Here is a 12,833-nt window from a genome sequence, read left to right as displayed (position 1 = left end):
GGCTCTCTCTGTCGGGCTGCCTGTTGCACGCCGCGGCGGGAACCACGATGTGTGCCGAATCGGCGGAATCAGGAAAGACGCGGATATTCGCAGTTGCGCGTCACCGTGAGCGGCGGCGACGCCGGCGGACGGCGGCGGGCGACGGCGGGCGACGGCGATCGCCACGCGGCGGACGGCGGGCGGGTCCGCCGCCGAGAGCGCGGTCGCAGCGGTGTGTCCCTTTGCCCTTGACTCATCTCGCTCGCGCGCCCTACGAAAAGGGCCATGAGCAACCTCCACGACGAGATCCGCGCCGGAATCCCGAACGAGCTGCCCGCGATGCCGCCGGAGGAGCCCGGCGTGAACCGCGCGCCGAAGCGGCCGCAGGTCCTCGACGAGCGCCAGCGGCGGCAGGCCGTCGCCAACGCGCTGCGCTACTTCCCGGAATCGATGCACGCCGAGCTCGCCCCGGAGCTCGCGCGGGAGCTCGCGACGGACGGGCGGATCTACGTGCGGCGGCTGCGGCCGGACCGCGAGATCAAGGCGCGGCCGATCTCCGAGTACCCGGCGCGGTGCGCGCAGGCGGCGGCGATCATGCTCATGATCGAGAACAACCTCGACAAGGCGGTGGCGCAGCACCCCTACGAGCTCATCACGTACGGCGGCAACGGCGCGGTCTTCCAGAACTGGGCGCAGTACCGGCTGGCCATGCGGTACCTGAGCGAGATGACGGATCAGCAGACGCTCGTCCTCTACTCCGGGCACCCGCTCGGCCTCTTCCCTTCGCACCCGGACGCGCCGCGGGTCGTGGTGACGAACGGGATGATGATCCCGAACCACTCGACGCGCGCGGACTACGACGTGCACGCCGCGCTCGGCGTCACCTCCTACGGCCAGATGACCGCGGGCAGCTTCATGTACATCGGCCCGCAGGGGATCGTGCACGGCACGACGATCACGCTGCTCAACGCGGGGCGCCTGCACCTCGGCCTCGCGCCGGACGAGGATCTCGCCGGGAGGCTGTTCGTCACCTCCGGGCTCGGCGGCATGAGCGGCGCGCAGCCGAAGGCCGCCGTGATCGCCGGCGCGATCGGCGTCGTCGCGGAGGTGAACCCCAAGGCGCTCAAGACGCGCCACGACCAGGGCTGGCTCGAGGAGTACGAGACCGATCTCGACAAGGTGCTCCGGCGCGTGGAGCGGGCGCGGAAGGAGCGCAGGCCCCTGTCGCTCGGCTACCTCGGCAACGTCGTCGACCTCTGGGAGCGGCTCGCGGCCGCGGGCGCGGAGGTCGAGCTCGGCTCGGATCAGACGTCGCTCCACAACCCGTTCCTCGGCGGCTACTACCCGGCCGGCATGACGCTCGAGGCGTCGAACCGGATGATGGTCGACGACCCGGCGGGGTTCAGGGAGCGCGTGTACGAGTCGCTGCGCCGCCACGTCGCCGCGATCGACGCGCTCGCCGCGCGCGGCATGTACTTCTGGGACTACGGCAACGCGTTCCTGCTCGAGGCCGGGCGCGCGAAGGCGCCGGGCGTCGTGCGCGAGGACGGATCCTTCAAGTACCCGTCCTACGTCGAGGACATCATGGGGCCGATGTGCTTCGACTACGGGTTCGGCCCGTTCCGGTGGGTGTGCTGCACGGGCCGCGACGAGGATCTGGCCGCGACCGACGCGATCGCCGCCGCGGTGCTCGAGAAGACGGCCGCGACCGCCGCGCCCGAGGTGAGGCAGCAGATGCTCGACAACGTTCGCTGGATCCGCCGGGCGAAGGAGAACGCGCTCGTCGTCGGGTCCAAGGCGCGGATCCTCTACGCGGATCGGCAGGGCCGGATAGACATCGCGCTCGCGTTCAACGACGCGATCGCTGGCGGGCGGGTCTCAGGCCCGATCGTGCTCGGCCGCGATCACCACGACGTGTCGGGGACGGACTCGCCGTACCGGGAGACGTCGAACATCCGCGACGGCTCGAAGTTCACGGCCGACATGGCGGTGCAGAACTTCGTCGGCGACGCGTTCCGCGGCGCGACGTGGGTGTCGCTGCACAACGGCGGCGGCGTGGGCTGGGGCGAAGTGATCAACGGCGGGTTCGGGATGCTGCTCGACGGCTCCGCCGACGCGGGGCGCAGGGCGCGGATGATGCTCTCGTGGGACGTCTCGAACGGGCTCGCGCGGCGGGCGTGGGCTGGCAACGACGGCGCGATCTACGCGTCGCAGAAGGCGATGGCGTCCGAGCCCGGAATGAACGTCACCCTGCCGAACAAGGCCGACACCGCGCTCGTCGACGACGCGGTGAGGCTGGCGTTCGGAGACGGCAAATAGCAGCATCCTGCTGCAACGGGTAGACTCCCTTGTTTCGGAGCAAAGCCGCCCGTACTGCATTTCCGCGAATACTCTATGGAATTTACCGAGAGCCCTCCTCGTCCCGAATGTGGTACGCCGGTTGCTCTAGGACCCTGGAAAGCTTGCTTCGGCACCGCCGGTCACCTCGGGCCGCGGATCGCGCGAGAGGTCCAAAATGAAAACGAACGCAGCACGCGCTTTCTTATTCGCAACCGTCGTCATCGCCGCGTCGTTGCCGCAGGGCTGCGGCGGCACCGCGACCGAGCCGCCAAAGTCCGTGCCCGCGCGGGCGCTGTGGCCCGAGAACGCCGTGCTCGGCGGCGAGGACCAGGCGATCCGCGTCCAGTTCGACCAGCCGATGGTCGGCGAGCGGGAGGTCGGCGTCGGCCTCGAGAGCCCGCCTTTCACCGTGACCCCCGCCGGGCGCCTCGCCGCGATGTGGGACGATCGCCAGACGCTCGTCATCGAGCCGGCCGAGGAGCTCACGCCCTCGACGACCTACACGGTCCGGCTCTCGGGCGAGCTCGCCGCGCACGTCGACGGCGCGGACGCCGAGTTCACGTTCGTCTACAAGCCGCTCGAGATCGTCGAGGCGTTCGGCTTCGACGCCCGGAGCCTCCCGCCGCTCCCGCGGCTCGGCCTCAGGTTCAACCAAGACGTCGCGGCCGCCGACCTCGAGATGCTCTGCGTCATCGAGTCCGCCGAAGGGGCGGAGCGCGTGCCGGTCGTCGCGCCCGGCTCGGACCTCGTCGGGACCGAGATGACGCTCTCGCCGTCGCGTGCCCTCGCGCAGGGCTCGTCGTACACCTTCGCGTGCGAGGGGCTCGCCGGTGCCGGCGGAGACACGCCGATGGCCGCGCCGTACGAGCTCGATCTCGCGACCTACGCAGCGTTCGACGTGCTCGGCTTCGCGCCCGAGGGCGACGACGTCTGGTCGGACGAGGTCGAGATCCGGATCGGCTTCGCGACGCCTGTGTCCGCGGAGGCGTTGCGCGAGCACCTCGTCGCGAAGCCAGCGATCCCGGGCCTCGAGCGGGGCTCGCTCGACGCCTCCGGCACCGAGTTCCGCGCGATCGTCGATCTCTCGTCCGAAACCGAGTACGCGTTCCGGATCCGGGGCGACCTGACCGACGTCTACGGCCAACGGCTCGGAGCGGATCGGAGGTTCGCGTTCGAGACCGGGGTGGCGCGGCCGCGGCTCGAGATGGAGACCGGGATCTTCGCCGTCGAGGCGCTGAACCGCAACGGCGCGTACCCGGTATGGACGCGCAACCTGAAGAAGTTCGACGTCGACTGCGCGGCGATCCCGGAGCGCGCCGTCGTGGGCCTGCTCACGGGCGCGATGAACTACGACCCGTGGTACGACGCGGGCTCCGACGGGAAGCTCGACTGGAAGGCGCTCAAGCTGAAGAACAGGAAGAACCGCCTCCGCGCCGCGGGCGAGGTGGACGCGTGGAAGCTCAAGGATCTCGACCTCAAGAAGATGTGCGGCGGCAACGGCGCGCGGGGGATCTACCTCGCGGAGGTCACCTCCGAGGAGCTCACGCAGCGCGGCGACGACTCGTGGCGCGACGGCGGCCGCAGGCGGGTGCTCGCCAACGTCACGGATCTCGGCGTGCTCCTCAAGGTCGGCTCGTCCTCCGGGATCATCTGGGTGACGCGCTTCTCGGACGGCGCGCCACAAGCCGGCGCAACGGTCCGGGTCTACTCGCCGCAGGGCAAGCAGGTCTACACCGGCGAGACCGACGCGGACGGACTCGTCCGCTTCCCGGGCGCGGACGAGTTGCTCGACGACGGCGCCTCGAACAGCGACGACGCGGACGGCGAGGGCTACGGGGAGTACGACACCTGGCGCTCCCGCCGCCTCGTCGCCACCGTGACGCACGGCCGCGATCTCGCGGTCGTCGACGGCAACTGGTCGAACGGCATCCAGATCTGGAACTTCGGCGTGGACGCGGACTACCGCGGTGCCGGCACGCGCTACCGCGGCTTCCTGATGACCGACCGCGGCGTGTACCGGCCCGGCGAGAAGGTCCATCTCAAGGGGCTCATCCGCACGGTGGAGCTCATGCGCGAGCCGAGCGTCCCGGACGGCAAGCGGATCGCCCTCCACGTCGAGGACAGCCGGGGGGAGACAGTGCTCGATCGCGCCGTTCCGCTCAGCGAGTTCGGCGGTTTCACGATCGATCTCCCGCTCTCGACCGAGGCGAGCCTCGGCGACTACTACGTGCGCGCCACGATCGACGATCAGACCTTCAACGAGACCTTCTACGTCGAGGAGTTCAAGAAGGTCAGCTACGAGATCGAGCTCGCGACACCCGAGAGGCACACTCGGCTCGGCAAGCGCCTGAAGGTCTCGGCCGAGGCGTCGTACCTTTTCGGCGCGCCCGTGGCCGGCGCCGGGGTGCAGTGGTCCGTGATGCGGCGGCCGCACTACCTCTCGTTCGAGGGGCTCTCGAGCTACACGTTCCGCGACGACGTCGCCGACGGATACGGCACCTGGTGGTGGGGCCGGTACGAGAACGAGTCGTACAGCTTCGTCTCGGACGGCAGCGGCACGACCGACGCGCGCGGAAGGTTCTCGTTCGACGTCTCGGACAGCGAGACCGGAATCGTTGGCCCCGAGGACTACGTCATCCAGGTGACGGCCGAGGACTCTACCGGAGAGTCGGTGACCGAGCGCACCTCGGTCACCGCGCACAAGTCCGCCGCGTACGTCGGGCTCCACGCAGAGGAGTGCGTGCAGGCCGTCGGGATGCCGTTCGCGGTGCACGCGGTCGCGGTGTCGCCGGACGGCAAGCGGATCGCGCAGAAGGCGACGCTCAAGTACGTCCGCGAGCGGCAGCGCTGCGAATACCGCGGCACCTGGCGATCGTACCCCGAGTGCAAGACCGACCACGAGGTGATCTGGTCGCGCCCGATCGACATCCCGGCGACCGGGGCGGCGATCGAGCGGATCGTGCCGGACGAGCCCGGCGAGTACGCGATCCGGATCGAGGCGAAGGACGCGCGCGGCAACGACATCGCGGCGTCATCGCTCGTCTGGGTGCTCGGGAAGGGGGAGGCGTTCTGGAGCGGCGACGAGTCGGTCCGCATGTCGGTCGTCGCGTCGAAGTCCGAGTACGCGCCGGGGGAGATCGCGCGGCTCGCGCCGAGGAGCTCGCTCGGGCGCGCGGCGGCCCTGCTCACCGTCGAGCGCAACGGCGTGCTCGACGCGGAGGTGCGGATGCTCGAGAGCGTCGGGCAGGGCGTCGAGGTGCCCATCGTCCCGGCGTACGCGCCGAACGTCTACGCGACGCTCGCGGTGGTCAAGGGGCGCACCGGCGAGGGTGATCGCGAGCGCCCGCGGTTCCAGATGGGCGTCGCGGAGCTCAAGGTCTCGGCCGAGCACGCGCGCCTCGCCGTGGCGATCGAGACCGAGCGGCCGAAGTACGAGCCCGGCGAGCGGGTTCGTGCCAAGGTCCGCGTCACGTCGGGCGGGAAGCCGGCGCGCACCGAGGTCGCCGTCTCGGTCGCCGACGAGGGCGTGCTCAAGCTGATCGCCTTCAAGACGCCCGATCCGATGGCCGCGTTCTACGCGCCGTGGGGCCTCGGCGTGGACAACTCCGCCAACCTGAACCGCATCGCGCGGCTCAACGACCCGCGGAGCAAGGATCCGGACGAGGGCGGCGACTCGGGCGGCGGCTCGTCCGCCCCGCGGACCCGGTTCGTCTCCTCGGCGTTCTTCGCGGGCGCCCTCGTCACCGACGCGCGCGGCGAGGCGAGCTTCGAGTTCACGGCGCCCGACGATCTGACGGCGTTCCGGATCATGGCCGTGGCCGCCGACGCGGGCGCGAAGTTCGGCTCCGGCGACTCGAGGGTCACCATCGCCAAGCCGCTCATGCTGCGCCCGCTCGTGCCGCGTTTCATCTCGAGCGGCGACTCGCTCGAGGTCGGCGTCGAGGTGCGCAACTCGACCGGCGCGAAGGGCGAGGCGACGGTCTCCGTCCGCGCGACCGGGTGCGACGTCGCGGCGAGGGAGAAGAAGGTCGCGCTCGCCGACGGGGAATCGAGGACACTGCGCTTCGAGACGAAGGTCCGCGACGTCAAGAAGGCGAGCTTCTCCTTCAGCGGGCGCCTCGGCGCGTTCGACGACGCGGTCAGCGTGTCGATGCCGGTCGAGCGGCCCGTGTTCCGCGACTCGAAGGTCCTGTCGAGCGGCGCGCTCGACGGCACGGCGAAGATCTCCGCCGCGCAGCCGGAGGGCGCGGTGGCCGGTGACAGCGAGCTCGACATCGTCGTGGATCGCTCCGGCCTCGCCGAGCTCGGTCCGAGCCTCAAGTACCTCGTCGAGTACCCGTACGGCTGCCTCGAGCAGACGCTCTCGCGCCTCGTCCCCCTGCTCAAGGTCAAGGACCTCGCGGGATCCATCGGCCTCGAGGAGCTCGAGGGCCCGCGCCTCAAGCGGTTCATCGACGTCGGGCTCAAGAAGGTCGTCCGCCACCAGCACGAGGACGGCCACTTCAGCCTGTGGCCGGGCGGCGGCACCTACCCGCACCTCACGGTCTTCGCGCTCTACGGCCTCTCGGAGGCGAAGCGCGCGGGCGCCGCGGTGGACGAGGAGGCGATCGCGCGCGGCGTCGGGGCGCTCAAGTCCTGGATCGACCAGCAGAGCCGAACGATGCCGACCGACGGCGAGAACGGCACGCTCGCCATGGCCGCGTACGTCCTCACCGAGCTCGGCAAGCCGGACGCCGGCCTCAACGCGCGGCTGTACGAGAAACGCCGCGGGCTGCCGGTCTACGGCAGGGCGTTCCTCCTCATGGCGCTCGCCGCGGACTCCTCGGCCAAGGAGCAGGCCGAGACGCTCGAGTCCGAGCTCGCGTCGCTCGTCGAGCGGTCGAACGGCGTCGCGCACGTCCGCGAGACGGGGCGCGACCTCGGCACCTACATGAGCTCGAACGTGCGCACCGAGGCGATCGTCCTGTCGGCGCTCCTGCGGGCGAACCGCGACGAGCCGTCGATCCCGCTCCTCGCCGAGGGGCTGCGCCGCGGCCAGAAGAGCTCGGGGCGGTGGGCGAACACGCAGGACAACCTGTATGCGCTCGTCGCGCTCTCCGACTGGGCGCGATCCGGCGCGCAGGGAGAGCTCGCGGTGACGATCCGCCTCGACGGCGACACGATCGCGCAACGCCGCCTCGTCGGCCACCAGGTGCTGTCGATCCGCAAGCCGTTCCGCGCCGGGGCTGCCTCCCGCGCGCTCGAGATTTCGGTGGACGGACCGGCGCGCCACGTCGTGCGGCTCGACGCCTCGATCCGCGACGAGCGGGCGAAGCCCGTCGACAGGGGCTTCACGGTGACGCGCGAGCTGCTCGAACCCGCCTCGGACGCACCCAAGAAGAGCGTCGCGGTGGGAGAGCTCGTTCGGATCAAGGTCACCGTCCGCACCGCGGAGGACCGGAACTACGTCGCCGTGGTCGACAGGCTCCCCGCGGGCCTCGAGCCGGTCAACACGCGGTTCGCGACGGCCGAGCAGGTCTACGGCACGCCGCCCGAGGACGACGACTACTGGAAGCCGGGGTGGACGCACACGGAGCTTCGCGACGATCGCGTGCTCGCGTTCGCGGATCGGATGGGCGCCGGCGAGCTCGTGCTCGAGTACTTCGCGCGGGCCGGCACGCCGGGCCGGTTCGCGGCGCCCCCCGCGACGGCCGAGGCGATGTACGAGCCCGACATCAACGGCCGGACCGCGGCGTACGTCCTCGAGGTCGGCAAGTGAAACGCCGCGTCGCGGCATGGGCGAAGCGTCTCGCGCTGGCCGCGCTCGGCGTCGCGGCCCTGGCCTGCGGCGTTGCTGCCGTAGCGGTGCTCTGCTTCCCCTACCCCGTCGGCGCGCTCTCGCCCGACACCGGCGGTCCCCTCGTCCTCGTCGATCGCGCGGGGAACACCCTGCGCCGCGTTGAAAGCGCGGACGGGCGGCCCGGACGGGACGGCTGGGTCCGCCTCGACGAGATCCGCTCGCACGCCCTGCTCGCGCTCATCGCCTCCGAGGATCGGCGCTTCTTCCTCCACGCCGGGGTCGACCCCGTCGGGATCGCCCGCGCCGCGTGGCTGAACCTGCGGGGCGGGAAGATCGGCTACGGCGGCTCGACGATCACGATGCAGCTCATGCGGATGATCCACTCGCCGGGCGAGGAGCGCTCGCTCGCGAACAAGATCGAGGAGTCGATCCTCGCGCTTCGGCTGGAGCGCGCCCTCGGCAAGAAGGAGATCCTCGAGCAGTACGTCAACCGCGCGTACTTCGGCCGCGGCGCCTACGGCATCGAGGCGGCCGCACGCACGTACTTCGGCAAGTCCGCGACCGCGCTGAGCTCCGGGGAGGCGACGCTGCTCGCCGCCCTGCCCCGCTCCCCGGCGCTGTACGATCCGCTGCGGCACCTCGATCGCGCGCTCGCGCGCCGCGATCACGTCCTCGACCTGCTCGAGACGCGCGGGCAGATCTCCGAGGACGAGGCGCGCAGGATCCGCGCCGAGCGCATCGATCCGCAGCTCCGTGGGGTCGAGATCCTCGCGCCCCACTTCTGCGACTGGGTGCTCGCGACGCTGCCGGCCGACGTGCGCGCCCGGGGCGGGGTCGTCGAGACGACGCTCGACCTTTCCCTTCAGAAGCGGCTCGAGCGCAGGCTCGCGGCGCACGTCCGCGACCTCGGGGGCCGGGGGCTCGAGCAGGCCGGTCTCGTCGTGCTCGACACGCGGACGGGCGCGGTGCTCGCGATGGTCGGCTCCCAGGGCGTCGAGTCCGACGGCGGGCAGCTGAACATCGCGACGCGGCGCCGCCACCCGGGCTCCGCCCTCAAGCCGTTCGTCTACGCGCTGGCGCTCGAGGCCGGCGCGAGCCCGGCGACGCTCGCCGCCGACATGCGGGACGTGGAGTCGGGCTACACCGTGACCAAGGTCACGCAGAGGGAGCGCGGCCCGGTGCGGTACCGCGAGGCGCTCGCGGGGTCGTACAACCTCGCCGCGGTGCACGTCCTTGAGGAGGTGGGCGAGGAGCGGCTCATCACGCTCCTCCGGCGCGCCGGGGTCGGCGAGGTGCCCGGCGAGGCGGACGCGTACGGCCCGCGGCTCGCGCTCGGCGCGACGCGCGTGCGCCTCGTCGATCTCGCGGCGGGTTACGGCTTCCTCGCGCGCGGCGGGCGGGTCGTGCGCCCGAGCGCCGTGCGGGGCGCCCGGCTCACTGGCGGCGCCCGATGGCAGCCATCGAGCGCCCCGGAGGTCGAGCTGTTCTCCTCCGCGACCGCCTGGCTCGTGATGGACGTGCTCTCGGACGCGGAGGCGAGGCGTCCGATGTTCGGTGACGCGCTCCCGGTGGACGATCTGCCGTTCGACGTCGCCTTCAAGACCGGAACGTCACGCGGCTTCGCCGACACCGTCGCGATCGGCGTCACCGAGCAGGTCACGGTCGCCGCGTGGGCCGGGAACTTCTCGGGCCGGCCGACGCACGGGCTCATCGCCATGGACGCCGCGGCGCCGCTCGTCCGCGCCGGGCTCCTGCTCGCGGCGGACGGGCGCAGGCTCACCCTGCCCGAACGGCCCGCCGCGGTGGTCGCCGCCGACATCTGCCCGCTCTCGGGCGAGCTCGCCTCGAAAGACTGCCCGCACGCCAAGCGCGAGCACTTCGCGATCGGGAGCGCGCCGAAGAGGGCGTGCTCGTGGCACGTCCGGGTGGGCGATCGCGTCGAGACGCGCTACCCGCCCGACGTCGCCGCGTTCATGGAGCGCGAGGCGCACGCCGGCGGGCGGGGGCTGGATCAGACAAGATGAAGCGGCCGGCCACCTGCGTAGAAACGCGTGTTGGCCTTTTCATGCGGTCCTCGCGCGGCAGAAAGCCGGCGGAATGATCTGGACCGAGGATCGGCTATCTAGAACACGTAGCCGAGGGCGCGCAGCTGCTCCTCGATCTGGTCATCGAGCGGGCACTGGCCCCCCGGCGCACCGGGCTTCGCGCGGATACGCCCTTCCACCTTCGCCTCGAGCTCCCGCGCCACTTCCGGATAGGCCCCGTAGACGTTCCTCTCCTCGGCGGGATCCGCCTCGAGAACGAACAGCTGCCGCACGTCCGGGCTGCCGGCCGCGATCTCGTGCGCCTTTCGCCGAACCCTCTCGACCAGCGCGTCCGGGAGGACGGCAGGGATCCTCGAGCCCGGCCTCTGGACCGGAAATTCGACAAGAGGCTGATCGTCCATCGGCTCGAACGCCGTCTTCGACACCAGCTTCCAGCGCCCGGAGATGAGTGAGACCTGATCTAGCTGGGGCAGGATCTCGATGCGTGCGAGGGCGAACGATTCCCGCGGCGTTCGCTCGGGCTCGCCGCGCGCCAGCCCGGACAGGTCGATGCCGTCGATCCCGGCCGGAGCCGCGATCCCCGCCGCCGCGAGCGCGGTCGGCATGACGTCTACGGATCGCGTCAACGCCGCGACGCGCAGCCCGCGCTCAGCTCCGCCGGGGAAGTGCACGATCAAAGGGATGTGGAGCGTCTGCTCGTAGAGGATGCCCGTGTGCCCAGAGAGGTGGTGCTCGCCGAGGCTCTGGCCGTGATCCGCGGTCACGAAGACGAGCGCGCCTTCATAGCGACCGCGCCGCTTCAGCTCGGCGAACAGGCGCGAGAGCTGTTCGTCGACGTAGGCCACGTCCGAATCGTACCGGTCTGCGAACGCGAAGCGGCTCGGCGCAACGTTCGGTTTATGCGTGTCGAAATAGTGCAAGAATAGGAGGACGCTCTCGTCGCTGCTCCGCTGATCCAACCAAGCGACTGCACGATCTGTCACGGTCTTCGCGTCGATCCGAGGCATCCGGTGGCTCGCTTCGAACCGGGCGTCGTACGACGCGAACCCCTGGTCCAACCCGAACTCCTTCGAGAGGACGCTGCTCGCCACGACGGCCCCGGTGCGATAGCCGGCGCCTGACAAGAGCTCCGCGAGCGTCGTCGCGCCCGCGCCCAACCTGTAGAACCCGTTGGAGAGGACGCCGTTGTGATCCGGATCGAGCCCGGTGAACAGCGACGCGTGCGACGGAAGCGTCGCCGGCGCCTGGGAGTGGTGCGCGTCGAATACCACGCTCTCCTCGGCGAAGGCGTCGAGCCCTGGCGAGGTGCCTATCCGGTAGCCGTATGCGCCGAGCCTGTCCGCCCGCAGCGCGTCGATCGAGACGATGACGACGTCCGGGCGTCCCCGCACGACCTGCGGCTGCTCCTTCTCTTTGCACGTCGAGCAGGCGGCGATGAACGCGAACGCGAGCGAAACAACGACCCGAAGTGCGACGCTCCCGCTCATGGCACACCGTTCATCCTGCCGCGCATGAACCGCTCGGCGAGGCGCTCGATCTCGGACGGGATGCTCGAGGATCGCGCCCTGGCGGCGAGATCCTCGGCCTCGGCCGCCGAGAACGACCGGACCGCCGCGCGGATGAACGGGATCATCGTCGGCGGCACGGAGAAGATCCGCAGGCCGATCCCGAACAGGAGCGGCACGAGGTTCAGCTCGGCCGCGGCGCCGCCGCACATCGCGACCGGGATCCCGGCGCCGCGTCCCGCGGCGATCACCGCCTCGATCGCCCGCAGCACCGACGGGTGGTACGGCGTGTAAAGGTACGCGACCTGATCGTTGCTCCTGTCGATCGCGAGGCAGAACTGGATGAGGTCGTTCGTCCCGATCGAGAAGAAGTCGACCTCCTTCGCGAGCAGATCCGCGCACAGCACCGCCGACGGCAGCTCGATCATGCAGCCCACGAGCAGGTCGCCGGCCGCCGCCCCGATCGCGTCGCGCTCCCGCCCGATGATGGCGCGGATCTCCCGAACCTCCTCGATGCCGCTCACCATCGGCAGGAGCACCTTGAGCTCGCGATTGCATACGCCCGCCGTCCGCAGGAGGGCTCGGAGCTGCGCCGTGAACATCTGGCGCTCGCGCAGCCCGAGCCGGATCGCGCGGAGGCCGAGCGCCGGGTTGCGTTCGCGGTTCTGATCGTCGCGCATCAGCTTGTCCGCGCCGAGATCGAACGTCCGGAACACGACCTGCCGATCGCCGACGGATCGGACCAGCGCGGCGTACGTCTGGACCTGCTCCTCCTCGGTCGGCGGCGCGTCGCGATCGAGGAACAGGAACTCGGTCCTGTAGAGGCCGATGCCCGACGCGCCGTAGTCGACCGCGAGCGGCGCCTCGCCCGGCAGCTCGATGTTCGCGAGGATTTCGACCGGGATCCCGTCGATCGTCTCGACCGGCTGATCCCGGGTGGCCCGAAGGCGGGTCTCGAGCGCCGCATACCGCGCCGCCTTCGCCTCGTACTGGCGCAGCTCCTCCTCGTCCGGGCGCACGATGACCACGCCGTCCAGCCCATCCACGATCACCGTGTCCCCCGCCTCGACGTGAAGGGTGAGCCGCGGCGCGCCCACGACCGCGGGGATGCCGAGCGACTGCGCGACGATCGCGGTGTGGCTCGTGCGCGACCCTCTCTCCGTGCAGAACCCGAGCACGGGCGCG

At 71.0% G+C, this 12,833-nt stretch carries 5 protein-coding genes; 3 read left to right on the top strand and 2 right to left on the bottom strand.

Going from position 1 to position 12,833, the window contains the following annotated elements; all coding sequences use genetic code 11:
* Window positions 1–264: 264 nt before the first annotated feature.
* The 3 genes from M0R80_28080 (at window position 265) to M0R80_28070 (ending at window position 10,122) form a co-directional block, all read left to right on the top strand.
* Entirely contained in the window at window positions 265–2,298 is a 2,034-nt protein-coding gene (locus M0R80_28080) for a urocanate hydratase (GenBank protein MCK9463498.1), read from the top strand.
* A 196-nt stretch (window positions 2,299–2,494) separates the two neighbouring features.
* Window positions 2,495–8,077, top strand: coding sequence for an MG2 domain-containing protein (locus M0R80_28075; protein ID MCK9463497.1), 5,583 nt, complete (start codon window positions 2,495–2,497; stop codon window positions 8,075–8,077).
* Window positions 8,074–10,122, top strand: a complete 2,049-nt coding sequence (locus M0R80_28070) for a transglycosylase domain-containing protein (protein MCK9463496.1) — start codon at window positions 8,074–8,076, stop codon at window positions 10,120–10,122. The genes M0R80_28075 and M0R80_28070 overlap by 4 nt, the downstream gene beginning before the upstream one ends.
* A 98-nt stretch (window positions 10,123–10,220) precedes the next feature.
* On the opposite strand, the gene M0R80_28065 is transcribed toward M0R80_28070, so the two are convergent.
* Entirely contained in the window at window positions 10,221–11,630 is a 1,410-nt protein-coding gene (locus M0R80_28065; GenBank protein ID MCK9463495.1) for a sulfatase-like hydrolase/transferase, read from the bottom strand.
* Window positions 11,627–12,833: phosphoenolpyruvate--protein phosphotransferase (ptsP, locus tag M0R80_28060; protein ID MCK9463494.1), on the bottom strand; the 1,207-nt coding region annotated here is incomplete at its 5' end. The genes ptsP and M0R80_28065, both read right to left, overlap by 4 nt.

The organism is Pseudomonadota bacterium, assembly GCA_023229365.1.
Taxonomy (GTDB): domain Bacteria; phylum Myxococcota_A; class Polyangia; order JAAYKL01; family JAAYKL01; genus JALNZK01.
The sequence above is the reverse complement of the archived record's forward strand: the minus strand, read 5'-3'. Positions and strand labels throughout refer to the sequence as shown.

Bases quoted from the DNA above. Each gene is read 5' to 3' on its own strand.
- M0R80_28080 (MCK9463498.1), top strand. From the start codon at position 265: ATGAGCAACCTCCACGACGAGATCCGCGCCGGAATCCCGAACGAGCTG.
- M0R80_28075 (MCK9463497.1), top strand. From the start codon at position 2,495: ATGAAAACGAACGCAGCACGCGCTTTCTTATTCGCAACCGTCGTCATC.
- M0R80_28065 (MCK9463495.1), bottom strand. From the start codon at position 11,630: ATGAGCGGGAGCGTCGCACTTCGGGTCGTTGTTTCGCTCGCGTTCGCG.